Consider the following 24,487-nt stretch of genomic DNA (forward strand, 5'->3'; position numbering starts at 1 on the left):
CTCGAGTGACCTCTTGACACCACGCCTACCACCGAGGGTGGGACCAGAGGGACGTGGCGGCCACTCGAGCTGCTGGTGGTGGGACCAGGGAGACGTGGCGGCCACTCGTGTGGCGTCTGAGGTCAGGCGGTCGTGCGCAGGACGGCGACGTCGTGGCCGTCGAGGCTGACACCGTGCGAGTCGACGATCGGCGACCGCCCCCACGAGGCGAGCACGTGCTCGACCTCGCCCGCGAACGGGACGACGCCGGCGCGGCCCGCGAGGTTGGCCACCACGTGCACCGACCCGCGCGACAGGATCATCCAGCGGGCAGTCTCGTCGAAGGTCACCGTCGTGGCACGCAGGTCACCCGAGGCGACGTCCGGCTGCGTGCGCCGGACCTTGATGAGCTCACGGTAGAAGTGGAGCATCTCGTTGTGGCCCGGCGCATTCGGCTCGCTCCAGTCGAGCACGCTGTGCGCCCGGGTCGCGGGGTCCTGGGGGTCGGGGACATCGGCCTCGTCCCACCCGTGGGCGGCGAACTCGGCACGTCGGCCGGAGCGCACCGCGTCGGCCAGCCATTCCTCCTCGAAGGAGGTGAAGAACGCGAACGGCGTGCTCGCACGCCACTCCTCGCCCATGAAGACCATGGCCGTGAACGGGGAGAGCAGGTAGAGGGCGGCGCCGATCGCCTGCTGCCCGGGCGAGACCTGGTCACTGATGCGGTCACCCGTCGCGCGATTGCCGACCTGGTCGTGGGTCTGCAGGTAGGCGAGGAACTCGTGCCCCGAGCGCGTCTCGGGGTCGACCCGCGCGCCCCAGCGCTCGCCCCGGAAGGTGGAGACCCGACCGTCGTGCAGGAAGGCGTCGGTGAGTGTCTTGGCCAGCACCGAGATGGCGCCGCCCTCGGGCCACGCCTCGTTGCCGCCGGCGAAGTCGGCGTAGTAGCCCTGCGTCTCGCCGGTCAGGGCGACGTGGAGGGCGTGGTGGATGTCGTCGTCCCACTGGGCCGTCATGCCGCGGCCGCCCTCGGCGGTGGGCGTCACCATGACGGCGTCGTTGAGGTCACTTTCGGCGATGAGGTCGAGTGGCCGGCCGAGCTCGTCTGCGAGAGAAGCGGTCTCGCCGGAGAGCTGGGCGAGGATGTGCGGCTCGGACGTGTCGCGCAGCTCGTGCACGGCATCGAGCCGAAGCGCGTCGACGTGGAAGTCGCGGAACCACCGGACGGCGTTGTCGACGACCCAGCGGCGCACCTCGTGGCTGCCGTCCGCGTCGAGGTTGACGGCGGGCCCCCATGGCGTCGTGTGGGTGTCGGTGAAGTAGGGCCCGAACTCGGCGAGGTAGTTGCCGGTGGGACCGAGGTGGTTGTAGACGACGTCGAGGCACACGCCAAGGCCCCGGACGTGGCACGCGTCGACGAAACGCTGGAAGGCTGCCGGGCCGCCGTACGTCTGCTGGACGGCATACGGCGCGACCCCGTCGTAGCCCCAGCCGTGTGTGCCGGCGAAGGCGGCGACGGGCATGACCTCGACGATGTCGACTCCGAGCTCGACGAGGTGCTCGAGGTGGGCGATCGCCGCGTCGAAGGTGCCCTCCGGCGTGAACGTCCCGATGTGCAGCTCGTAGACGACGCCGCCGAGGACGCCACGGCCGTCACGGGTGCCGCGCCACTCAGCGTCACCCCAGGTGTGAGCCGCCGCGTCGAAGGTGCGGCTTGCCGCGTGGACACCGTGCGGCAGCCAGGCACTCCGCGGGTCGGGCCTGGGGTCGCCTCCGTCGATGCTGAAGGAGTAGTCCAGGGTGACGTCGTCCGGGCGCGGCCACGTCCACCAGCCGCCGTCGCCGGCGGTCATGGCGTGCCGCTGCGCCGCCGAGGTCGGCTCGGCGCCGGACCCGTCGACCCGGGCGAGGACGACGTCGACCCGTGACGCTGATGGCGCCCAGACGCTGAGGCTCTCGGGGGTCATGACTCGTCCCGTACCCGCACGAGCAGCGCGACGGGCAGGCCGTCGTCACCGACGAGGTCGGCGAGGCGCGTGCGCCCACCGTCGAAGGTGCGCGCGGACACGACGTCGGACCAGCGCCCCTCGGGCAGGTCGAGGGTGGCGTCCCCGAAGCCGCCGGCGTCGGCGAGCCGGCCGGCGAGCCGCGTCACCACGGTCACGACCTCCACGTCGTCGCCCGTGCCCCGACCGAAGGCCACGGCGTGCTCGGAGCCCGTCGCGACCGGGACATACGTTGCGTCCTCACCCGTGAAGCACTCGGGCCACTCGCGGCGCGTGCGCAGGGCGGCCGTGGTGACGAGCAGCTTCTCGTCGTCGAGGTCCGCCGGGGCACCGCCGCCGTCGAGGCGGGCGAGCCGGTCGCGACGGTCGTCGTAGTCGACGAGCCGCCGGTTGTCGGGGTCGACGAGCGACAGGTCGACGAGGTCGGTCCCCTGGTAGACGTCAGGCACGCCCGGCATCGTCAGCTGGACGAGCTTCTGGCCGAGGACGTTGGCACGCGTCTCGCGCCCCGTCGAGTCGACCCAGTCCTCGACGTGGGCCACGATCTCCGGTGTCGTGACGACGCCCGAGACGAACCGCTCGACCGCCGACTCGTAGGCCTCGTTCGGCTCGGTCCAGCGCGTGAAGAGCTTCGACTCGCGGATCGCCTTGAGCGCGTAGGCCTGCAGCCGCTCCTCACTGATCGGCCACGCCCCGACGAGGGTCTGCCAGAGGAAGTACTCGGTGAGCGTGTCGAGCTCCTGGGCGCGGACCGGTGTCGCCAGCTCTCGTGCCGCGCGCACCCAGGTCGCCCACGCCTCCGGTCGTTCCGCGAGCACGAAGAGCCGCGCCCGCACGTCCTCGGACCGCTTCGTGTCGTGCGTCGAGAGCGTCGTCATCGACTGCGGCCACTCACCGAGCAGGTTCTCGGCGAACCCGTGGAAGGCGGACGTCGGCAGGCCCACCCGGGTCGGGTCGCCGCCGACCTCGTTGAGCCCGACGAGCCGGACGTACCGGTAGTACGCCGTGTCCTCGATCGCCTTGGCCATGGCGGGACCGCACGTCTGCTGGAACCGCACGACGAACTCGTCGCGCGCCGGGTCGTCCTGTGAGTCCCCCTCGCCGAGGGCGAGGTCGACGAGACCTTCGACGCACGCGCGGTCGAGCGAGTCGTAGCGGGATCCGGCTCCCTCGACGACGGCAAGCTCGAGCGGCTCGGCCGACAGACCTTCGCGTGGGTGGCCGGGGCGGATGTAGACGCGGTAACGGTCCATGCCGACGAGCATCGCCTCGAGCACCTCGCGAGCGGCGACCTCCTCGAGGTCCGGCCGCGCCCGCGCGACGAGTCGCATGAGCCGGCTCACCTCGGTGGCAAGCATGACCTGGACGACCCACCGCTTCGACTCGGTGACGATGTCCCCGAGGTCCTGCCGCTCTCCGAGCAGCTCGGTCGACAGGTCGTCGAGGGGTTCGGCCCCGGCGGGGTCGACGAAGAGCCCGCCGATGCGCAGCAGCGCGTCGTAGCCGGTGGTGCCTGCCGTCCGCCACGAGTGCGGCAGGTGCTCCTCGCCCTCGAGGATCTTCTCGACGACGATCCACGCGTCACCGGTCGCTTCGGCGAGTCGCTCGAGGTAGCCCTCGGGGTCGGCGAGGCCGTCCGGGTGGTCGATGCGCAGCCCGTCGATCGCGCCGGAGCGGATCCCGTCGACGAGGAGGGCGTGCGTGGCGTCGAAGACCTCGGGCTCCTCGACCCGCACCGCGATGAGCGACGTGACGTCGAAGAAGCGGCGGTAGTTCAGCTCGGAGTCGCCGACCGTCCACGACGCGAGGCGGTAGTGCTGGGCGTCGAGCAGCTCACCGATCGGCAGCCGCGGGTCCGTGCCGGGCGCGAGCGGGAAGACGTGGTCGTAGTACTGCACGACCGCCTCACCCTCGTGCTCCCCCACGGAGATGTCCCCCGCTGCGAGAACCTCGTCGAGCGGCGCCCCGAGCACCGGCATGAGGAGGTGCCCGTCCTGGGCGTCCCAGTCGACGTCGAACCACGTGGCGTATGCCGACTGCCGGCCCTCGCGGAGCACCGACCACAGCGGGCGGTTGAGCGAGAGCGGCGTCGGTGTCGTCATGTGGTTGGGCACGACGTCGACGACCACGCCGAGCCCGGCCTCGTGGGCGGCCTCGACGAGGCGGGCGAAGCCGGCGTCGCCGCCGAGCCCTGCCGCCACCGACGTGTGGTCGGTGACGTCGTAGCCATGCTTGGATCCGACGGTGGCCTGCAGGATCGGCGACAGGTAGAGGTGCGTGATCCCCAGTGCCGCAAGGTGTTTCACCTGCGCGAGCGCGTCGTCGAGGGTGAAGTCCGGCTCGAGCTGGAGCCGGTGGGTCGAGACGGGTGCGCTGGCATACCTCACGCGGTGGCCTCCTCCGTGACGCCCGGGATGATGGGCGAGACGATCTCGCGCGGGCACCTCAGCACGACGATGCTGCGGGGCTGCACCTGGATCTGCCACGTGGCGTCGAGGTGGTTGGCCTCGACCTCGTGCAGGGCCGTGTCGATGACCGGGATCCACTCGGCGCCGTACTCCTCGTCGGGCAGCGTGAAGGTCAGCGGCTGGTCGTGGGCGTTGAACATCACGAGGAACGAGTCGTCGAGGATCTGCTGGCCGCGCGGGTCCGGCTCGGGGATCGCCGAGCCGTTGAGGAAGATCATGAGCGACTTGGCCAGGCCGTTGCTCCAGGCCTCCTCGTCCATGTGCTGTGCCTCGGGCGTGAACCAGGCGATGTCGCCGAGCTCGCTCTCGCCACCGTGGTCGGCGTTGCCGGCGAAGAACCGGCGGCGCCGGAACACCGGGTGCTCGCGCCGCAGCTTGACGAGCGACTGGGTGAAGACGAGGAGCTTCTGGTCGTCCTCGTCGAGGACCCACTGGATCCACGAGATGTCGTTGTCCTGGCAGTAGCCGTTGTTGTTGCCGCCCTGCGTGCGACCGAGCTCGTCGCCGTGCAGCATCATCGGCACGCCCTGCGAGAAGAGCAGCGTCGTGAGGAAGTTGCGCTGCTGGCGCAGCCGCAGGTCGCGGATGACCGGGTCGTTCGTCGGCCCCTCGACACCGCAGTTCCACGAGCGGTTGTGGCTCTCGCCGTCGTTGTTGCCCTCGCCGTTGGCCTCGTTGTGCTTGTCGTTGTAGGACACGAGGTCGCGCAGGGTGAAGCCGTCGTGCGCCGTCACGAAGTTGATCGAGGCGATCGGCTTGCGGCCCGAGTGCTCGTAGAGGTCGCTGGATCCGGTGAAACGAGAAGCAAACTCGCCGAGGGCACCACCCTCACCGCGCCAGAAGTCGCGCACCGTGTCGCGGAACTTGCCGTTCCACTCGGTCCAGAGCGGCGGGAAGTTGCCGACCTGGTAGCCGCCCTCGCCGACGTCCCACGGCTCGGCGATGAGCTTGACCTGGCTGACGACCGGGTCCTGCTGGATGAGGTCGAAGAAGGCCGACAGCTTGTCGACCTCGTGGAACTGGCGGGCCAGCGTCGCGGCGAGGTCGAAGCGGAAGCCGTCGACGTGCATCTCGGTGACCCAGTAGCGCAGGGAGTCCATGATCAGCTGCAGCACGTGCGGGCTGCGCATGAGGAGGCTGTTGCCCGTGCCCGTGGTGTCGTAGTAGTGGCTGAGGTCGTCGCTGACGAGGCGGTAGTAGCTGTTGTTGTCGAGCCCGCGGAAGGCCAGCGTCGGGCCCATGTGGTTGCCCTCGGCCGTGTGGTTGTAGACGACGTCGAGGATGACCTCGATGTTCGCCGCGTGCAGCGCCTTGACCATGGCCTTGAACTCGAGCACCTGCTGCCCGCGCTGGCCACCGGCGGAGTACTCGTTGTGCGGGGCGAGGAAGCCGATGGTGTTGTAGCCCCAGTAGTTGGACAGGCCGCGGTCGACGAGCGGCGCGTCCTGGACGAACTGGTGCACGGGCATGAGCTCGATGGCGGTGATGCCGAGGTCGCTCAGGTGCTTGATCATCGCCGGGTGCGAGATGCCGGCATAGGTGCCGCGGATCTCCTCCGGGATCTCCGGGTGAAGCATCGTCAGGCCCTTGACGTGGGCCTCGTAGATGATGGTCTCGTGGTACTCGTGGCGCGGCGGGCGGTCGTCGCCCCAGTCGAAGAACGGGTTGATGACGATGGAGTGCATCGTGTGGCGCACGTTGTCGTCGGTGTTGATCTTCGTCGTCGTCGCTGCCTTGGCGTCGCCGAAGGTGTACGAGTAGAGCGACTGGTCGTTCTCGGCCTGGCCCTCGATCGCCTTGGCGTACGGGTCGAGGAGGAACTTGCTCGGGTTGCAGCGGTGGCCGTTCGCGGGGTCGTAGGGTCCGTGCACGCGGAAGCCGTAGCGCTGCCCGGGCTGCACGTAGGGCACGTAGCCGTGCCACACGAAGCCGTCCGTCTCAGGCAGGTCGAAACGCGTCTCGTTCAGGTCGTCGTCGAGCAGGCAGAGCTCGATACGTTCGGCGACCTCGGAGAAGACGGCGAAGTTGACCCCCGAGCCGTCGTACGTCGCTCCGAGTGGGTAGGGCTTGCCCGGCCAGATCTCCATGGACCTTCTTCCGTCGTTCGGTCGCGGCAACGCCGCGGCGCCACGGCGTGGCGACCTGCGGACGACGGTGGCCGCACAGCGCATTCTCCCCTGCCCGGGCCCGTCGAGCGCAAGCGGCCGTATGCCGGTCGGCGCGCCGTGCCGCGACGCGCCGTCCGGGCGGGGTGGAGAAAGGCGCTGCTCAGCCGGAGCGTCCCTGCTTCCAGTACCCCATGAAGGCGACCTGCGGACGGGGCATGCCTCCCTCGCCCACGAGGAGGCGCCGACAGGCCTTGACCGTGTCGGAGTCGCCGGCGACCCAGGCATACGTGTCGCGATCGCCTGGTCGGGGCCGCGCCCGCCGGGATGCCGTGACGTCGTCACCCGAGGAGCTGTGGGCCGGCGTCTCCCACACGGCGTCGTCGAGGTCGGTCGATGGGCCGAGGGACGAGGCGTCGGCGACGGCACGCTCCGGGTGCAGGTCCAGGCGCTCGCGCAGCACGGCGAGGGTCTGCTCGCCCCTGGGGCGGGCCCCGCGAGCGATCCAGTGACGCTGGATCCCGGCCGGGAAGCGGACGTCGAGGAAGTCCGTGGCGTCCGGCACCTCCACGACGGCCACGCCCCGGGTGCAAGCCGGCAGGGACTCGACGATGGACGCGAGCGCAGGCAAGGCCGTCTCGTCGGCGACGAGGAGCAGTCGCCCCGCGGCGCCCGGGTCGAACTCGATCCCTCCGAAGGCGTGTTCGTGACCGCGGCGCGGGGCAAGCAGGCCGACCTCGTCGCCGACGGCGGCTCGCGCCGCCCACGTGCCGGCGGGACCGGCAGCCGCGCCGCCTGCGCCGAGCGGGTTGGCCGCGCCGAGCGGGCCGTGACCGTGCAGCACGAAGTCGACGACGAGCTGGCGGTCGTCGCCCTCCCCCTCGACGCCGCGGGCCGTGTAGGTGCGCAGGTGACCACGGTCGGCCTCCGGCAGCGCGAGCCACGCGGCATACCACCCGTCGGGGTCGAGGAGCGCGCTCGGCGCCGGCCTCCCCGGCGACGGGATGAGCAGCTTGACGCGTTGGTCGAGCGTGGGCCCCTCGGGGCCGAGGTGCTCGAAACCGTTGCCGCCCAGACGGATCCGGACGAAGGACGGACTGAGTCGCTCGACCCGTCGGACGACGGCGGTCAGGAGCAGGACGGGGCTGACGGCGGTGGTGGTCACGAGGTGGCTCCGCTCTGGTGGTGGGTGGAGGTGGGCACGACGAGCGGCGAGCCGGTGACGGGGTCGGCGATGACACGGCTGCGGAGGCCGAAGACCTGCGCCACGAACTCCTCGTCGACGAGGTCGGCCGGCGCGCCGCTGCCGACGAGACGGCCGTCGCGCAGGGCAACGACGTGGTCGGCGTAGCGGGCCGCCAGATTGAGGTCGTGCAGCACCATGACGACGGTCGTCCCCCGGCTGCGGTTGAGGTCGCGCAACAGGTCCAGGACGTCGACCTGGTGCGCGAGGTCGAGGTAGGTCGTGGGCTCGTCGAGGAGCACGACGTCGGTCTCCTGGGCGAGGGTCAGGGCGATCCACACGCGCTGTCGCTGGCCGCCGGACAGCTCGTCGACGGGTCGCTCGGCGAGCTCGATGGTCCCGGTCGCCCGCATGGCCCTGGTGACAGCCTCGTCGTCGGCCCGCGACCACCGGCGGACCAGTTTGCGGTGCGGGTGCCGGCCGCGGCCGACGAGGTCGACGACGGTGATGCCCTCGGGCACGGGCGGGCTCTGCGGGAGGAGCGCGACGTGGCGGGCGAACCCCTTGGGCCGCAGCGACCAGACGTCGTCGTGGGCGCCGTCGGAGGCGAGGTGGACGCTGCCCTCGGTGGGGCGCAACAGACGTGCGAGCCCGCGCAGGAGGGTCGACTTGCCGCAGCCGTTGGGCCCGACGACGACGGTGATCCTGCCCGCCGGCACGTCGAGGTCGAGGTGCTCGACGACCCGCCGACCGTCGTAGGAGAGGGTGAGGTCGCGGGCACGCAGGGCCGTGCCGTCCACCGGGGTGGGGGCGAAGGTCGTGGAGGTCATGTCAGGCCTTTCCGGCTCGGCCCGCGGTGACGACGACCGCGAGCATGAGGGGTGCGCCGAGGGCGCCCGTGACGACGCCGACGGGGAGGTTGACGTCGGGGATGAGGTAGTCACCGGCGAAGTCCGACAGCACGACGACGACGGCCCCGATGAGCGCCGCCGCCCACAGCGAGGGGCGCCCACCGCAGAGGCGTCGCGCGATCGGCCCTGCCAGGAAGGCGACGAACGCGATGGGACCGGTCGCGCTCGTCGCGACGGCGGCGAGGGCCACGGCGACGACGAGCCCGAGACGAGCCCGACCTGCGGGCGCCCCGAGGGTCGCCGACAGGTCGTCCCCGAGCTCGGCGAGCCGCATCCACCGCGCGCACACCGCGAGCAGGGGCGCGAGCACGAGCACCGCGACCGAGAGCATCCCGATGACGGGCCACGTGGCGCGTGCGAGGCTCCCGGTGAGCCAGACGAGGGCAGCCTGCGCGTCCTGGATCGAGGTGCGCGTCATGACGAACTGGATGACGCTCGACAGGAGGGCGGCGACGCCGATGCCGACGAGCACCATGCGCTGGCCGGCGAGCGTGGTCCCCCGACCGACGGCATGCATGAGCAGGCCGACGGCCACCGCACCGACGAGGGCTGCGGCCGGCAGCCAGAGGCCCTGCGCGTCGAGGAAGGTCAGGGCGATGACTGATGCGGCGGACGCGCCGACGCTGATGCCGATGATGTCGGGGCTCGCGAGCGGGTTGCGCAAGGTGGTCTGGAACATCGCACCCGCCGCCCCGAACGCCAGACCCGCGAGGAGCCCCAGCAGGGCACGCGGCAGCTTGGCCTCCATGACGATGAAGGAGGCGCCCGGAGCGTCGGGGAGCGCCTCGCCCCGGAGGATGGGCAGCAGGTCGGTGAGCGCGACGACGTAGTCGCCGAGGAGCACGCGGACGAGGACGGCGGCGACGGCAGCCACCGCGAGGGTCGCGATGACGAGGCGCACCCGACGCGCGGGACGCCTGCGGGCTCGCACGACGCGGGCGAGGTCGGCGGGTTCTTCCGCGGCAACGGCACGCGGGTCGGCGCAGGCCCCGGTCGGGGTGAGCACGTCGGCGGTCACAGGCTCGCCATCCGTCCGCGGCGCACGAGCACGACGAAGAAGGGCACGCCGATGACAGCGGTCATGATGCCGGCCTGCACCTCGCTCGGCCGGGCCACGAGCCGTCCGACGATGTCTGCGGCGAGCAGCAGGATCGGCCCGGCGGCGAGACACACCGGGATGACCCGCCGGTGGTCGGGGCCGACGACGGAGCGGGCGACGTGCGGCACGACGAGGCCGAGGAAGCCGATCGGCCCTGCGAGCGCGGTCGAGGCGCCGCAGAGGACGGCGACGCCGACGGCGACGGTGGCCCGGGCGAGGATGACGTTCTCGCCGAGACCGCGGCCCAGGTCGTCGCCCAGCGCGAGGGCGTTGAGCCGGCGCACGGCGAGGAGGACGACGACGAGCCCCACGGCGAAGAACGGCAGCACGGTGACGACGAGGTCGAGCCCCCGGCCCCCGATGGTGCCGACCTGCCAGAAGCGGAAGGAGTCGAAGGACTGCTTGCTCGAGACGAGGAGCCCGGACGACCAGCTCGCGAGACCAGCCGCGACGGCGGCCCCGGCGAGCGTGAGGCGCAGGGGCGATCCACCACCGGCGAGCCCGGCGAGCGCGTGGACGAGGACGGCCGCGAGGCCGGCACCGGCCATCGCCCACCAGACGTAGCCGCTGAGCGAGCCGACGCCGAAGACCGAGATCGCCACGACGACGGCCAGTCCGGCGCCGGCGTTGACGCCGAGCAGTCCCGGGTCGGCGAGAGGGTTGCGGGTCAGCCCCTGCATCGCCGCGCCCGCGACGGCGAGGGCCGCACCGACGAGGACGCCCACGACCGTCCGGGCGACGCGGGCCTCGACGATGCCGCTGTCGGCCACGCCGTCGCCGTGGCCCGTGAGCACCTGCACGACGTCGCCGAGAGGAATCGCTGTGGATCCCAGCACGATCGACGCGACGACGGCCATGACGAGCACGACGAGCAGGGCGAGCAGGAGGGCTGCGAGCCCGGGGAGGGTCGCCTCGCCGGGGGCCACCCGCTCCTCCCGTGCTGCGGTCTGGGTGGCGCTCATCGGGCGGCGTCGGCCTTGTCGGCCGCGGCCGCCACGAGGGGCACGAAGAGACGGGTCATGTAGGGGATGGACAGCGGCGTCGGCGAGCTCATCGTCAGACCGACCTTCTGGTCCTTCGTCGCGACGAGCGCACCCGCCTTGATCGCGGGCACCTGGCCGACGAGCGGGTCCTTCCTCATGACCCCGACCTCGGAGTCCTCGGTGATGTACGTGAGGAAGACGTCGGCCTCGAGCGTCGAGGCACGCTCGGCGCTGACGGTCAGGTAGAACTCCTTGGAGCCCTTGGCCTGTTCCTCGACGACCGGCGCGTTCTTCATGCCGAGCTCGGTCAGCATCTGCGGCCGGAGGTCGCTCGGGGTGTAGAAGCCGATCTGCGACAGGTCGGTCGGGGCGACGTAGCCGTAGATGAAGGTCTTGCCGGCGAGCTGCGGGTACCTCGCCTTGGCCGCCTCGAGCGCCCCGACGGTCTTCGCCTCGACGGCAGCCGCCTGCTTCGAGCGCCCGAGCGCCTTCCCGATCGTCTCGAGCGAGTCCTGCCACGGCGTGCCGTAGGCGACCTCCGGGTAGGCGACGACGGGTGCGAGCTTGCTCAGCTTGTCGTACTCGTCCTTCGTGATGCCGGAGTTCGTCGCGAGGATGAGGTCGGGCTGCAGCCGGGCGATCTCCTCGACGGGGTTGCCGTCGGCGTCGTCGAAGCGTGTCGGCGCGGTGCCGCCGAAGGTGGCCAGCTGCGCGTCGAACCAGTCCGTCGAGAGGTTCGCGTTGCCGCCCCACGTCACCTTGGGGGCACCGACGGGGGCCACCCCGAGCGCCGCCACGTGGTCGGCGTCCGACCAGCCGAGGGTGACGACCCGCTGCGGCTCCTTCGTGATGGTGGCCGTCCCGAAGGCGTCCTTCAGGGTGACGGGGTATGCCGTCGGGTCGGCTCCCGTGGCGCCGGACCCTGCCGCTGCTGCGCCCGCGGGGGTCGGGGCGGAGCCCCCGGTGGGTCCGGTGGTGCAGCCGGCGAGGACGAGGGCCGCGGCGACGGCGGCGAGGAGGGCGGTGCGAAGTCGCGACACGGTGGGATCTCTCTGTCGAGTCGACGAAACATTAGGTGAGGCTTACCTTAGTAAGCCTCACCTAACTGATGTCAAACCCGACCCGGCATGCGTCCGGCCCCGTGCGCTCGCACGGGGCCGGACGGCATACGTCGTCGTCGAATCGCCTTGCGGCGGAACGAATCTCCTAGAGGGCGCCACCCAGGGTGACGCCACCGTCGATCGTCAGCGTCTGACCGGTGACCCACGACGCGTCGCCGCTCAGCAGGAAACTGACGGCGCCCGCGACGTCCTCGGGCAGGCCGAGGCGCTTCATCGGATAGGCGCGGACGACCTTCTCCTCGCGCCCCTCGTAGAGCGCCTCGGCGAACTTCGTCTTGACGACCGCGGGGGCCACGGCATTGACCCGCACGTCGGGACCGAGCTCGTAGCCGAGCTCGGTCGTCAGGTGGATGAGCGCCGCCTTGGACACGCCGTACCAGCCGATGACGCCGCTCGCGCCCTGGCCGGCGACGGAGGCGAGGTTGACGACCGACCCCGGATGGGCCTCGTCGCCGAGCCCGGCCGCGACGGCCTTCTTGATCCACGAGAAGGCGGCGACGACGTTGACGTCGAGCACCTTGCGCGCGATGTCGAGCCCGGTGTCGAGCATCGGCCCGTAGACAGGGTTGATGCCGGTGTTGTTGACGAGCAGGTGCAGCCCGCCGAACGTCTCGCGCGCCGCGCTGATGACCTCGTCCTGGTGGTCCTCGTCGGCTGCGTTGCCGGCGATGCCGAGGGCGTGCTCCGGACCGCCGAGCGTGGCGACCGCCTCGGCGAGCGCGTCCGGCTTGCGCGCCGTGATGACGACCTTGGCCCCCTCGGCGACGAGGCGCTCGGCGATGCCGAGACCGATCCCGCGGCTGGCACCGGTGATGATCGCGACGGCACCTTCGTGGCGCCCGCCGCGTGCGTCGGCCGCCATCAGAAGCCGAGGTCCCGGCCGATGAGCTCCTTCATGATCTCGTTGGAGCCGGCCCAGATCTTCGTGACGCGGGCGTCGCGCCAGGCGCGGGCCACGCGGTACTCGTTCATGAAGCCGTAGCCGCCGTGCAGCTGGACGCAGTGGTCGAGCACGTCGTTCTGCACCTCCGAGCTCCACCACTTCGCCTTGGCGGCGTCGACGGCCGAGAGCTTGCCCTCGGCGTGGGCCGCGATGCAGTCGTCGACGTAGGCCTCGGCGACCTCGATCTTCGTCACGAGCTCGGCCATGAGGAACTTGTTGTGCTGGAAGGCGCCGATCGGCTGGCCGAACGCCTTGCGGTCCTTGGCGTACTGGATCGTCTCCTCGAGGATCGCCTTGGCGTGCGCGACGTTGGAGACGGCGGCGCCGACGCGCTCCTGCGGGAGGCGCTGCATCATCGAGATGAAGCCCATGCCCTCTGGGCCGAGGCGGTTCTCGTCGGGAACGCGGACGTTCTCGAAGAAGAGCTCGGCCGTGTCGGACTCGTCCATGCCGACCTTGTCGAGCTTGCGGCCGTTCTCGAAGCCCTCCATGCCGCGCTCGACCATGAGCAGCGTGATGCCCTTGGCACCCTTGGACGGGTCGGTGCGCGCCGCCACGATGACGAGGTCGGCCTGGTAGCCGTTGGTGATGAAGGTCTTGGAGCCGTTGAGGATCCACGAGTCACCGTCCCGCACGGCGGTCGTCTTGAGCGCGGCGAGGTCGGAGCCACCGGAGGGCTCGGTCATGGCGATGGCGCAGATGAGCTCACCGCTCGCCATGCCGGGCAGCCAGCGCTGCTTCTGCTCCTCGGTGCCGAGGTCGACGATGTAGGGCGGGCACACGTCGGAGTGGATGCCGAAGCACGAGCTCGTCGCGGCGTTGAAGCGCGACATCTCCTCGGCGACGACGGCGTTGAAGCGGTAGTCGTCGACGCCGGCGCCGCCGAACTCCTCGGGGATGTCGAGGCCGAAGAAGCCCTGCTTGCCGGCCTCGAGCCAGATGTCGCGCGGGATCGACTTGCCCTCGATCATCTCCTCGGCGCGCGGCGCGAGCGTGCGGGCGACGAACTCGCGCGCGGAGGCGCGCATCGCCTCGTGGTCCTCGTCGTAGATGTTGCGGGGCATAACGTCCTCCATCGGGCGTGCTCACGGGTGCGATGCGCTGGTACCCGTCGGTAACTAAGCGCTTGCTTAGTTTCCCTCCCCTGCGGCATGCTGTCAACGTGCCGCAGCCCACCACGACCCCGCCGTCCGTCGGCGCCCGGACGTCCGACCCCGACGCTTCGACCGTCGAGCGGCTCCTCCAGGCCGCGGCCCACGCATTCGCCGACAAGGGCTTCCACGCCACGACCACCCGTGACATCGCCTCCGGGGCCGGGCTCTCGCCCGCCGGGGTCTACGTCCACTTCGGCTCCAAGGAGGAGCTGCTCTTCGCCCTGAGCCGCAGCGGCCACGAGTCCGCGCTGCGCCTCCTGCGCTCGGCCATCGCCGAGGGCTCGACGCCCGCCGAGGAGCTCGTCACCGTCATGGCGCGCTTCACCGAGTGGCACGTCGAGCAGTACCAGGTGGCCCGCGTCGTGCAGTACGAGCACCACCACCTGACCCCCGAGCACCACGCCGAGGTCCTCAAGCTGCGCAAGGAGATGGACTCCCTCGTGCGTGACGTCCTCGACCGTGGGGTGGCCGACGGCACGTTCTCCGTCGACGACAGCGCCGACACCGCGCTGGCCCTGCTCTCGATCGTCGTCGACGTGGCCCGCTGGTACTCCCCGACGATCCGACGCAGTCCCGCCGAGATCGGCGCGACGAACGCCGCACTCGCGCTGCGGCTCGTGGGCGCCGGGCACTGAGCGTGCCCCCATCGTGACCTCGGCCGTCACCGGCCACTCGGTGCTCCAGGTGCCGGTGCCGGCCCTCGAGCCGTTCGTCCTCGCCCGCACGCGGCACTACGACGCCGACTACGTCTCGGCAGACCCGGACTTCGTCCACGCGCACGTCACGGCGCTCGCGCCGTTCCTCGACCTCGAGTCCCTGACGCAGACAGCGCTCGACGTCGTCGCCGAGATCGCCGCAGCGACAGAGCCTTTCGCGTTCACGCTCGAGGCCGTCGACACCTTCCCCAACGGGATCGTCCACCTGCTGTCCGAGCCGTCGGCGCCCTTCGCCGCCCTCACCTCGCGGCTGTGGGACGCCTTCCCCCAGTGCCCGCCGTATGCCGGTCGCTTCGGTGACGTCGTGCCGCACCTGACGCTCGACGCCCTCTCCGACGTGGTCACCGAGGAGTCGACCCGCAGGCTGGCCGCTCCCCGTCTCCCGGCCCGCTGCCGGGCCGAGCGACTCGACCTCGCGTGGTACGAGCCGGGCGCCTGCAGGGTGCTCCGGTCCTGGCGCCTCACCGGCGCCTGAGACGTCAGCTCGTCGTCGAGCCCATCGCCGACGTCGGCGTCACGGGGGCGGCGGCGCCCTCCTCGGGCGCGGCGGCGCCCTCCTCGGGCGCGGCGCCGTCCTCACGCGGCGGCGCTCCCGCAGGGCCGAGGTCGATGGTCAGCCGGGGCAGGAAGAACTGGACCAACGGGCCGATCGTCACGGCATACAGCACGGTGCCGAGGCCGACGGGTCCACCGAGCAGCCAGCCGACCGCGAGCACGACGACCTCGATGGTGGTGCGGACGAGCCGGATCGACAGCCCGGTGCGCCGCGCGAAACCCGTCATGAGCCCGTCGCGGGGGCCGGGACCGAGCTGGCTGCCGATGTAGAGGCCACCGGCGACGCCGTTGAGCACGATGCCGGACGCGAGGAGCGCCACCCGGGCCGACATCGCCTCGGGCGGCGCGATGAGGGCGAGACCCGCGTCGGCGGCGAGGCCGATGACGACGACGTTGGCCACGGTGCCGAGACCGGGCCACTGTCGCAGCGGCACCCAGAGCAGCAGGACGAGCGCACCGACGATGATCGTCACCTGCCCGAAGGTCAGCGGCACGTGCGTGGCGATCCCGGCATGGAAGACGTCCCACGGGTCGAGGCCGAGCGTCGAGCGGATCATCATCGCCATGGAGACGCCGTAGAGCACGAGTCCCACGAGGAGCTGGACGACCCGGCGCGGGAGGCGGCCGGCACGCAGCTGCTGCCGCGGAGTGAGGTTCGCGAGGGGGACGTGGCGTCTCATACCGTCCATGATGCCGACCAGTGGACTGCCTTTTAAGGGCCAGTCGTGGGACAGTGGACCGGTGCGCACCATCTCGGCCCGGTCACTGGCTCTGCTTCTCGGGTCCGGTCCTCTCCCCCGGCCGGCCTATCGCGGCCTCGCCGACGGCATCCGCCGGCTCGTCTCCGACGGACGGCTCCTCGTCGGGACGCGGCTGCCGAGCGAACGCACGCTGACGACCGAGCTGGGCCTGAGCCGCACGACCGTCGGTGCGGCCCTCGACGCCCTGCGCGACGAGGGGTTCGTCGCGACGCGGCGCGGCTCGGGAAGCGTCGTCTGCCTCCCGGCCGGGCCCTCGGGCCTCGCGCTTTCGCAGGCCGGCCTCATCCCCACCGACGTGCCGCCGGACGTCATCGACCTCACGTATGCCGCCCTCCCGGCCGCCGCCGGTGTCACCGCGGCCTACGAGCGGGCCCTTCTCGAGCTGCCGCGCTTCCTCGCGACCGCAGGCTACGACCCACGCGGGCTGCCGGAGACACGCGCCGCGGTGGCCGCCTGGTTCGAGGGCCGGGGGCTGTCCACCTCCCCCGACCAGGTCGTCATCACCTCCGGTGCGCACGGCGGACTGTCGGCCGTGCTCCGCTCCCAGCTGGACACCGGTGACCGGGTCCTCGTCGAGAGCCCCACCTACCCGAACGCCATCGTGGGGGTGCGGCGTTCGGCATACCGCGCAGTGCCCGCGCAGCTGACGGCGACGGGGTGGGACGTCGAGGCGATCGAGGTCGGGCTGCGTCAGAGCGGTGCTCGGGCGGCATACCTCATCCCCGACCACCAGAACCCGACCGGACTCGTCATGGATGCGCCCACGCGACAGGCGCTGGCCGGCGTGCTGGCCCGGGCGAACACCGTCCCGGTCATCGACGAGACGTTCGTCGAGCTCGGCCTCGACGACCCGGACGGCGCGGCACGAGCGGCGCCCTTCGCGGCCTCCTCCCCCGCCGCCCACACCCTCGGCAGCGCCGGCAAGACGTGGTGGGGCGGCCTGCGCGTCGGCTGGGTGCGAGCACCCCGCGGTGGTGCCGAGGCCGTCATCGAGGCCCGCCACAGCCTCGACCTCGGCACGGCGATCCTCGAGCAGCTCGTCGTCACCGACCTGCTGCGGCAGGGTGAGTCCCTGCTGACCGAGCGCCGGCGCGAGGCGCGATCCCGGCGCGACGCCCTCGTCACGGCCCTGCGCCAGCACGTCCCCGACTGGCGCCTCACGGTGCCCTCGGGCGGCCTCAACCTCTGGTGCGAGCTGCCGGAGGCCAGGGGCGACGAGCTCGCTCGGGTCGCCGAGTCCGCCGGCGTCCGGCTGGCCCGCGGTGGACAGTTCGGGGTCGAGGGCGGTTTCACCCGCTGGGTCCGGGTGCCCTTCTGCGTCGCACCCGACGAGGCCGACGAGGTCGGCCGACGGCTCGCCACCGCCTGGCAGCTCGCGCTCGGCGAACGCCCCACGACTCGCGAGGTCACGCCCCTCATCGCCTGACCGTGCCAGCGCCTCGGGGCTGCGAGACTGGCCCGGTGAGCAACGACGGAACCGGGCGCATCACCTCCTGCCGGTGGGAGCACGGCAAGGTCGTCGACGAGGGCTTCCCGCTCGAGGACGTGTCCGAGCTGCTGGGTCGCGAGGACTCGCTCATCTGGGTCGACCTGTGCGAGCCGGACCACGCCGGCCTGCGCGCCCTGTCCGCGGAGCTCGGGCTCGACCCCCACGCCGTCGAGGACGCCGTCTCCGCCGGCGAGCGACCGAAGGCGACCCGGCACGCCAAACACACCTTCCTCACCGTCTATGCCACCCGGCTCGAGCCCGGCGGCACCTCGACGGGCGCCAACGGTCCTGAGCCCCTGGGGCCGGAGTCCCGCCTGCGCACGGCACGGATCTCGGCGTTCGTGTTCCCGGGCGGCATCATCACCGTCCGCGGCAGCGACGAGGTCGACATGCAGCAGGTGCTCGACCGGTGGAACGACGACCCCGAGCTGCTCGCGCTCGGCGTCGGAGCACTCGTGCACGGGCTGCTCGACACCGTCGTCGACGGGCACTTCGAGGCGATCCAGCAGCTCGACGACGCGATCGAGGACCTCGAGGACCTCCTCTTCGACGAGAGCGGCCGCACGCACGCCGTCCAGGTGCGCACCTACCGGCTGCGCAAGGAGCTCGTCGAGCTGCGACGTGTCGTGCTGCCGATGCGCGACGTCGTCAACGCGGTGCTCCGGCACCGGGGTGAGCTCGACCAGCGGCACACCGAGCTCGACGGCTTCTACGACGACCTCTACGACCACGTCCTCCGGGCCGCCGAGTGGACCGAGTCGCTGCGCGACATGGTGACGACGATCTTCGAGACCAACCTGTCGCTGCAGGACGCCCGGCTCAACACGGTGATGAAGAAGCTCACCGGCTGGGCCGCGATCATCGCCGTCCCGACCGCCGTGACGGGATGGTTCGGCCAGAACGTGCCCTACCCCGGTTTCGGTCGACCCTGGGGCGTCCTCTTCAGCGCGGCCGTCATCGCCGGCGTGGCCGTCACGCTCTACGGCGTCTTCCGGCGCAAGGGCTGGATCTGACGCGAGAGGGCCGGGATGCGTGCATCCCGGCCCTCTCGTCGACGGCGTCGCCCTCGCTCGCGGTCAGTCGCGCGTCAGCTTGCGGTAGGTGACGCGGTGCGGACGGGCGGCCTCCGGACCGAGGCGCTCGACCTTGTTGGCCTCGTAGGACTCGAAGTTGCCCTCGAACCAGTACCAGCTGGCGGGGTTCTCCTCGGTGCCCTCGTAGGCGAGGATGTGCGTCGCGACGCGGTCGAGGAACCACCGGTCGTGGGTGATGACGACGGCGCAGCCGGAGAACTCGAGCAGCGCGTTCTCGAGGGAGCCGAGGGTCTCGACGTCGAGGTCGTTGGTCGGCTCGTCGAGGAGCAGCAGGTTGCCGCCCTGCTTGAGCGTGAGCGCGAGGTTGAGACGGTTGCGCTCACCACCGGAGAGGACGCCCGAGAGCTTCTGCTGGTCGGGGCCCTTGAAGCCGAACTGCGACACGTAGGCCCGTGAGGGGATCTCGACGTTGCCGACCTTCATGTGGTCGAGGCCGTCGGACACGATCTCCCAGAGGTTCTTCTTCGGGTCGAGACCCTCGCGGCCCTGGTCGACGTAGGAGATCTTGACGGTCTCGCCGATCCTGACCTCGCCACCGTCCGGCTCCTCGAAGCCGACGATCGTCTTGAAGAGGGTCGACTTGCCGACGCCGTTGGGGCCGATGACGCCGACGATGCCGTTGCGCGGGAGGGAGAAGGAGAGGTTGTCGATGAGGACGCGCTCGCCGAAGCCCTTCTTGAGGTTCTTCACCTCGATGACCGTCGAGCCGAGGCGCGGGCCCGGCGGGATCTGGAGCTCCTCGAAGTCGAGCTTGCGGGTGCGCTCGGCCTCGGCCGCCATCTCCTCGTAACGGGCCAGACGTGCCTTGCTCTTGACCTGACGACCCTTGGCGTTGCTGCGGACCCACTCGAGCTCTGTCTTGAGCCGCTTGGCCAGCTTGGCGTCCTTCTTGCCCTGGATCGTCAGTCGCTCGGACTTCTTCTCGAGGTAGGTCGAGTAGTTGCCCTCGTAGGGGTAGAGGCGACCGCGGTCGACCTCGGCGATCCACTGGGCGACGTTGTCGAGGAAGTAGCGGTCGTGGGTGACCGCGATGACGGCGCCGGGGTAGCCCTCGAGGTGCTGCTCGAGCCAGAGGACCGACTCGGCGTCGAGGTGGTTGGTGGGCTCGTCGAGCAGCAGCAGGTCGGGCTTCTGCAGGAGCAGCTTGCAGAGGGCCACGCGGCGGCGCTCACCTCCGGAGAGGTTGGTGACGGGCGAGTCCGGCGGCGGGCAGCGCAGGGCGTCCATCGCCTGCTCGAGCTGGCTGTCGAGGTCCCACGCGTCGGCGTGGTCGATGTCCTCCTGCAGCTTGCCCATCTCGGTGAGCAGCGCGTCGTAGTCGGCGTCGGGGTCGGCCATCTCGGCCGAGATCTCGTTGTAGCGGTCGAGCTTCGCCTTGATCTCGCCGGCGCCCTCCTCGACGTTGCCGAGGACCGTCTTGTCCTCGTTGAGGGGCGGCTCCTGCAGGAGTATGCCGACGGTCGCCCCGGGGGCCAGACGCGCCTCGCCGTTGCTCGGCTGGTCGAGTCCGGCCATGATCTTGAGGATCGTCGACTTGCCGGCGCCGTTGGGGCCGACCATGCCGATCTTCGCGCCGGGGTAGAAGGACATCGAGACGTCATCGAGGATGACCTTCTCGTTGTGTGCCTTGCGCGCACGGGTCATGGTGTAGATGTACTCGGCCATGCGCAGAAGGCTATCTGTCAGCGAGCGCGGCACCGAATCGGTGTCCGCGCTCGCGGACCTCGTCGGCGTCAGGCCGTGAGCCTCTCGACGACCTCGTAGTCGTCGGTCTCGGGATCACCGGTGGCGAGCACCCCGCCGGCGTCGTCGCGCGCCCCGTCGGCCGGGTCCGCGCCGGGGTCGTAGTCGTCGTCGACGACCCCGTCCGCGTCGACGTGGGCRGGACGCTGGTCGGCGACGGCCGACTCGCCCTCGGTCAGGGCGCGCACGGACGCCTGGACGTCGGGGTCGGCCGTGCGGTCCTGGCCGAGCGCGGCCGCGCGGCTGACGCGCTCGAAGCTCGCGCGTCCCCACGACAGGTCGTGACCGACGTGGTCGGCGTCGATCTCGGGCGAGGTGCGCGGCTGGCCGTCGTTGCCGACGTACTGCTTGATCGACAGGTTGCCCTCGACGATGACCGGCTGGCCCTTGCGCAGCGCCGAGGCCGCATTGGCCGCGAGCGCGTTGAACGCGATGACGCTGTAGAAGCTCGTGTCCCCGTCGACGAAGCGACCGTCGGCAGTGCGGCGGTAGGGCGTCGTGGCGACGCGGAAGGTCGTGAAGATGCTGCCGTTGCGGCCGTGTCGCTCGACGGGCTCGGTCACGACGTTGCCGTGCACGGTGATGCGGGTCTCGTTCATCGCTGCTCCTCGGAGGGTTCCAGGGGCGGCCTCGCGCCGCCTGCACCCACCCTCGGACGCAACAGGCCCGGGCGACAGCGGACGTCAGCCGCCTGTGGACACCAGGACTCCGGGCCGGGGGGATGTGGACAGCGCCCCCTGCGCCCGGGGGCGCGTCAGCCGGCTGCGGCCTCGAGGTGCTCGCGGGTCTCGCGGTGACGCAGGAGGACCTCGTCGACGGGGATGAGGATGTGCTCGTCGGCCACGGCCGCCACGGACTCGGTCAGCCGCTTGCCGACGACGGTCCGCCGGTGCCGAGCCCCGACGCGCGCCCACCACCGGGACAGGATCCCGAGCCCGACACCGATCAGCACGCCGACGACGAGCATGACGAGCGGGAGCGGCAGGATGCCGACGGCGGGGGTCTCGGGGCGCGGGAGCTGCAGCAGCGCGAAGGCCCACAGCACGGCATACCAGATGAGCCCGGCCAGGGCGACGAGACCCAGCACCCACTGGAGGATGTTGACGACGAACCACCAGACCGGCCGGCGAGCGCGAAGGGAGGTGCCGATGACAGCACGGTCGAGCGAGTCGCTCAGCGCGCCGTCGCCGCCGTCGACGGCGTCCTCGACGGCCTGGGCCCAGCGGACCGGCAGCCCCTCGGACGCGTCGCGCACGAAGCTGCGCGTGGCCAGGTCGACGGCAGAGGCGGTCGACACGGTCGGGGCCGGGATCGACGACCGGCCGAGCACGGCACGCACGTCGGCGCCGTCGATCTCGACGGGGATCGGCGGCCGTCCGCCGGTGCGGTCGAGACGGAGACGACGGAGCGGGTCCGAGGCGAAGCCCTTCGTCCATCGGGCGAAGAGCCAGCCGGTGTGCGCGAACGCCTCGCGACGGTAGTCGCGCGCGACGGCGTCGAGGACGATGGGGACACCGGCCGCGCGAGCCAGCGAGGCATCGAGGGCCTCGCGCGGCACACGGCCCACGTCCGCCTCGGAGTCGGCGACCCCGGGACGCAGCTTCGTCGCGGCACCGACGACATCGGCCTTGAGGCGCTGACGCGAAGCGGCATGTCCGGCAACGGCATTCGCCAGTCGCTGCTTGAGCTCGGGAATCCCCTGGCCGGTCAGGGCGGACGTCGCGAGCACCTTGGCGTCGGCGACTCCGTCGGCCACGAGGAGCTTCGTGAGGTCCTGGGTGAGGACCTTGACACCCTCGGCGGTCAGACGGTCGGCCTGGTTGAGCACGCCGAGGGTGACGGCGTCGTGGTGCGACAGGAGGCTCACGAACTCGTCGTGCAGGCGGGCGTCGGCGTACTTCTGTGGGTCGGTCACCCAGACGAAGACGTCGACGAGCTCGAGCACGCGCTCGGCCTCACGACGGTGCTCGAGCTCGCGGGAGTCGAAGTCCGGCAGGTCGAGGAGCACGAGCCCGTCGAGGGAACCGGCGACCTGGACGGGCCTGTCCCCCGCATCGGCCGACGACTCGACGACGTGACGGGAGGCCACCACCAGCCACTCGAGCAGCTCGGACGCGTCGGCGTCGCCCCAGAGGCCGGCCGTCGGGCGGGACGTCGTCGGGCGACGGGCACCGATCGTGGCGACGTCGGCGCCGACGAGGGCGTTGAAGAGCGAGGACTTGCCGCTGCCCGTCGCCCCGGCGAGGGCGACCACCGTGTGGTCACCGGCGATGCCGGAACGCTCGACGGCCCGGTCGACGACCCGTCGCGCGACCTCGACGCCCGAGGGGTCGAGCTCGTCGGCACCCGACACGAGCGCCATCGACAGCTCGGTCGTGCGCGTGCCCAGCTCGGCCGCCGAGACCGTCGCCACCCGGGCGCGGCCCATCCTGATCGGGCTCATCGCGCAGCCTTGACCGCTGCAGCGGCCGCGGTCAGGTGCTCGGTCTGGTCGGTGTCGACGTGCAACGTCGTGACAGCTCCTTCGTAGCGGGCGAGCTCGGCGGCATACAGCACGTCGACGCGCGCGGTCAGCTGCTCGCGGGCCTGGCGCGCGAGCTCTCGGACGGCCTGGTCGCCGAAGACGGCCTCGAGCAGCTTCTGGCCGACGACGGCCGTGCCGCCCGCGATGCCGACCTCGGCGCCCGTGATCCCAGCCGTGCTCGCGAAGGTCACGAGCATGAGGACCACGCCGAGACCGTTGACGCCGTAGGCCATGATCCGGGCCGTCGTGCGGCGGTCGCGGCCCTCGTCGCGGACCATCTGGAGGATGTCGCCCTGCCAGTCGCGGACGAGGCGCTGGATCCGCTTGTCGAGGTCGGTGCCCGAGCGCGCGAGGGCCGGGTCGGCGGTGAGCAGCTGGTCGCCGCCGGGCAGGGTGCGCCACGAACGCGAGATGGCGCCCGCCGCGAGCTCGGCGCGGTTGACCACGAGGGACTCCACACCGGACTGGAGCGCCTCGCCGAGGTGGTCGGCCCGGGCCGGCTCTCCCTTGAGGAACGACGTGAACCGGTCGCGCACCCTCGAGACGGTCGACTCGACCTGCCGGAAGAACTCTCCGGTGCCGACGAACTCCTGCCAACGGGCGAGCACCTCGCCGCGCAGCAGCGTGCCGTCGAGCATGCCCGCGTGGACCTGCGCCCTGGCCTCGTCGTAGGCCGCTGCGGCCGCGTCGACGAGCGCCCGGCCCGCCGCGGTCTGGTCCTCGGAGGCGGCCACGAGCGACTGGGTGCGGGTGTCGAGCGAGACCAGCGCCCCCTGGAGGGTCTGGCGCACGACGTCGGCGCGAGCCTGCGCATCACCGGCGAGAGCCGCGAGCCAGCCCCGCAGCCGTTCGGTCTGGTCGGCAGGCAGCAGGCCGTCGACCAGCTCGGACTCGACGACCGTGAAGATCGGCGCCTGGTCGAGCCCCTGCTCGCGCAGCATCGACGCGAAGTGCGTGCGGATCTCGTCGACGGCGCCGGCGGGCACGCGGTCGAGGACGACGGCGACGGCGGTGCCGCGTTCGAAGGCCTCGCGCAGCAGCTCCCACGGGACGGCGTCGGCGTAGCGGGCGGCCGTCGTGACGAAGACCCAGAGATCGGCGGCCGCGAGCAGCTGCGTCGCCAGGTCACGGTTGGCCTCGACGACGCTGTCGATGTCGGGCGCGTCGAGCAGGGCCAGCCCGGCGGCGACCTCGTCCGTCGAGACGAGGCGCACCGCGCCCGGGCCGTCCGACGACGAGTGACGACCGGTGATGCGGGCCAGGGTCGGCAGGATGCGCGGACCCGAGAACCACGCGGCGTCGGAGGGGTGGTGGATGAGCACCGGCGAGCGGGTCGTCGGCCGCAGGACGCCGGGCAGGGTCACCTCGCGCCCGACGACGGAGTTGACGAGCGTCGACTTGCCGGCGCCGGTCGAGCCGCCGACGACGGCGAGGAGCGGGGCGTCGAGCGAGGTCAGGCGCGGGATGACGTAGTCGTCGAGCTGGTCGAGCAGACGGGTGCGCGCCAGGCGCGCAGCCGGGGCCGACGAGAGGTCGAGGGGCAGGGAGGCGTCGGAGACGGCAGACCGAAGTGCCTGAACGCTCGCGAGGAGACGGGCATTGCCCACCCCTGAATCACCTGCCACGCCCGTATCCTTCCGTGTCGCACTGGCA

19 protein-coding genes are annotated in these 24,487 nt (G+C 71.6%); 4 read left to right on the forward strand and 15 right to left on the reverse strand.

The window, feature by feature from the left end; all coding sequences use genetic code 11:
* Window positions 1-122: 122 nt before the first annotated feature.
* From treZ to AC1DW8_RS15205, 10 genes are all read right to left on the reverse strand, one after another.
* Entirely contained in the window at window positions 123-1,946 is a 1,824-nt protein-coding gene (treZ, locus tag AC1DW8_RS15160; protein ID WP_478095053.1) for a malto-oligosyltrehalose trehalohydrolase, read from the reverse strand.
* A complete protein-coding gene (gene treY, locus AC1DW8_RS15165; RefSeq protein WP_478095054.1) occupies window positions 1,943-4,372 on the reverse strand; it encodes a malto-oligosyltrehalose synthase in 2,430 nt (809 codons plus the stop codon). The genes treZ and treY overlap by 4 nt, the downstream gene beginning before the upstream one ends.
* On the reverse strand, window positions 4,369-6,540 hold the full coding sequence (gene glgX / locus AC1DW8_RS15170; RefSeq protein ID WP_478095056.1) for a glycogen debranching protein GlgX: 2,172 nt from the start codon (window positions 6,538-6,540) through the stop codon (window positions 4,369-4,371). The genes treY and glgX overlap by 4 nt, the downstream gene beginning before the upstream one ends.
* A 181-nt stretch (window positions 6,541-6,721) precedes the next feature.
* Window positions 6,722-7,723 carry a siderophore-interacting protein gene (locus AC1DW8_RS15175; RefSeq protein ID WP_478095058.1) on the reverse strand — a complete coding sequence of 334 codons (1,002 nt, stop codon included), beginning with the start codon at window positions 7,721-7,723 and terminating at the stop codon, window positions 6,722-6,724.
* Entirely contained in the window at window positions 7,720-8,571 is an 852-nt protein-coding gene (locus AC1DW8_RS15180) for an ABC transporter ATP-binding protein (protein WP_478095059.1), read from the reverse strand. Before AC1DW8_RS15180 ends, AC1DW8_RS15175 begins: the two co-directional genes overlap by 4 nt.
* A gap of 1 nt (window position 8,572) precedes the next feature.
* Complete coding sequence (locus AC1DW8_RS15185) at window positions 8,573-9,670, reverse strand: FecCD family ABC transporter permease (RefSeq protein ID WP_056775879.1); 1,098 nt, start codon at window positions 9,668-9,670, stop codon at window positions 8,573-8,575.
* The gene (locus tag AC1DW8_RS15190) at window positions 9,667-10,713 is read right to left on the reverse strand and encodes a FecCD family ABC transporter permease (protein WP_056775876.1); all 1,047 of its coding nucleotides are present in this window, start codon (window positions 10,711-10,713) and stop codon (window positions 9,667-9,669) included. Before AC1DW8_RS15190 ends, AC1DW8_RS15185 begins: the two co-directional genes overlap by 4 nt.
* A complete protein-coding gene (locus AC1DW8_RS15195; protein ID WP_478095062.1) occupies window positions 10,710-11,774 on the reverse strand; it encodes an iron-siderophore ABC transporter substrate-binding protein in 1,065 nt (354 codons plus the stop codon). The genes AC1DW8_RS15190 and AC1DW8_RS15195 overlap by 4 nt, the downstream gene beginning before the upstream one ends.
* Window positions 11,775-11,940: 166 nt before the next feature.
* Window positions 11,941-12,717 (reverse strand): SDR family oxidoreductase, encoded by a 777-nt coding sequence (locus tag AC1DW8_RS15200; RefSeq protein WP_056775872.1) that lies wholly within the window; start codon window positions 12,715-12,717, stop codon window positions 11,941-11,943.
* Window positions 12,717-13,862, reverse strand: coding sequence for an acyl-CoA dehydrogenase family protein (locus AC1DW8_RS15205; RefSeq protein ID WP_020144477.1), 1,146 nt, complete (start codon window positions 13,860-13,862; stop codon window positions 12,717-12,719). Before AC1DW8_RS15205 ends, AC1DW8_RS15200 begins: the two co-directional genes overlap by 1 nt.
* Before the next feature lie 98 nt (window positions 13,863-13,960).
* On the opposite strand from AC1DW8_RS15205, the gene AC1DW8_RS15210 reads away from it, so the two are divergent.
* Together AC1DW8_RS15210 and AC1DW8_RS15215 are read left to right on the forward strand one after the other, a co-directional pair.
* Window positions 13,961-14,587: a TetR/AcrR family transcriptional regulator gene (locus tag AC1DW8_RS15210; RefSeq protein ID WP_056775868.1), complete on the forward strand. Its 627-nt coding sequence runs from the start codon at window positions 13,961-13,963 to the stop codon at window positions 14,585-14,587.
* A 13-nt stretch (window positions 14,588-14,600) separates the two neighbouring features.
* On the forward strand, window positions 14,601-15,143 hold the full coding sequence (locus AC1DW8_RS15215; RefSeq protein ID WP_056775866.1) for a 2'-5' RNA ligase family protein: 543 nt from the start codon (window positions 14,601-14,603) through the stop codon (window positions 15,141-15,143).
* 4 nt (window positions 15,144-15,147) lie between these two features.
* On the opposite strand, the gene yczE is transcribed toward AC1DW8_RS15215, so the two are convergent.
* On the reverse strand, window positions 15,148-15,903 hold the full coding sequence (gene yczE, locus AC1DW8_RS15220) for a membrane protein YczE (protein WP_056827146.1): 756 nt from the start codon (window positions 15,901-15,903) through the stop codon (window positions 15,148-15,150).
* A gap of 61 nt (window positions 15,904-15,964) precedes the next feature.
* Here yczE and yczR point away from each other — a divergent pair, with 61 nt between their 5' ends.
* Complete coding sequence (gene yczR / locus AC1DW8_RS15225; protein ID WP_056775863.1) at window positions 15,965-17,410, forward strand: MocR-like transcription factor YczR; 1,446 nt, start codon at window positions 15,965-15,967, stop codon at window positions 17,408-17,410.
* A 35-nt stretch (window positions 17,411-17,445) separates the two neighbouring features.
* Window positions 17,446-18,486, forward strand: coding sequence for a magnesium transporter CorA family protein (locus tag AC1DW8_RS15230; RefSeq protein WP_056827145.1), 1,041 nt, complete (start codon window positions 17,446-17,448; stop codon window positions 18,484-18,486).
* Between the two features lie 63 nt (window positions 18,487-18,549).
* Here the strand turns inward: AC1DW8_RS15230 and ettA are convergent, their stop codons facing one another.
* From ettA to AC1DW8_RS15250, 4 genes are all read right to left on the reverse strand, one after another.
* The gene (gene ettA / locus AC1DW8_RS15235; RefSeq protein WP_056775859.1) at window positions 18,550-20,232 is read right to left on the reverse strand and encodes an energy-dependent translational throttle protein EttA; all 1,683 of its coding nucleotides are present in this window, start codon (window positions 20,230-20,232) and stop codon (window positions 18,550-18,552) included.
* Between the two features lie 68 nt (window positions 20,233-20,300).
* On the reverse strand, window positions 20,301-20,909 hold the full coding sequence (locus tag AC1DW8_RS15240) for a single-stranded DNA-binding protein (protein ID WP_056775857.1): 609 nt from the start codon (window positions 20,907-20,909) through the stop codon (window positions 20,301-20,303).
* A gap of 155 nt (window positions 20,910-21,064) precedes the next feature.
* Window positions 21,065-22,753, reverse strand: coding sequence for a GTPase (locus tag AC1DW8_RS15245; RefSeq protein WP_478095068.1), 1,689 nt, complete (start codon window positions 22,751-22,753; stop codon window positions 21,065-21,067).
* On the reverse strand, window positions 22,750-24,459 hold the full coding sequence (locus tag AC1DW8_RS15250; protein WP_478095069.1) for a dynamin family protein: 1,710 nt from the start codon (window positions 24,457-24,459) through the stop codon (window positions 22,750-22,752). Before AC1DW8_RS15250 ends, AC1DW8_RS15245 begins: the two co-directional genes overlap by 4 nt.
* Window positions 24,460-24,487: the final 28 nt, after the last annotated feature.

This window comes from Terrabacter sp. P2_E3, assembly GCF_056403915.1.

Coding starts and splice junctions, on each gene's coding strand:
- treZ (WP_478095053.1), bottom strand. CDS start 1,946: ATGACCCCCGAGAGCCTCAGCGTCTGGGCGCCATCAGCGTCACGGGTC.
- glgX (WP_478095056.1), bottom strand. CDS start 6,540: ATGGAGATCTGGCCGGGCAAGCCCTACCCACTCGGAGCGACGTACGAC.
- AC1DW8_RS15180 (WP_478095059.1), bottom strand. CDS start 8,571: ATGACCTCCACGACCTTCGCCCCCACCCCGGTGGACGGCACGGCCCTG.
- AC1DW8_RS15190 (WP_056775876.1), bottom strand. CDS start 10,713: ATGAGCGCCACCCAGACCGCAGCACGGGAGGAGCGGGTGGCCCCCGGC.
- AC1DW8_RS15200 (WP_056775872.1), bottom strand. CDS start 12,717: ATGGCGGCCGACGCACGCGGCGGGCGCCACGAAGGTGCCGTCGCGATC.
- AC1DW8_RS15205 (WP_020144477.1), bottom strand. CDS start 13,862: ATGCCCCGCAACATCTACGACGAGGACCACGAGGCGATGCGCGCCTCC.
- yczE (WP_056827146.1), bottom strand. CDS start 15,903: ATGAGACGCCACGTCCCCCTCGCGAACCTCACTCCGCGGCAGCAGCTG.
- ettA (WP_056775859.1), bottom strand. CDS start 20,232: ATGGCCGAGTACATCTACACCATGACCCGTGCGCGCAAGGCACACAAC.
- AC1DW8_RS15245 (WP_478095068.1), bottom strand. CDS start 22,753: ATGAGCCCGATCAGGATGGGCCGCGCCCGGGTGGCGACGGTCTCGGCG.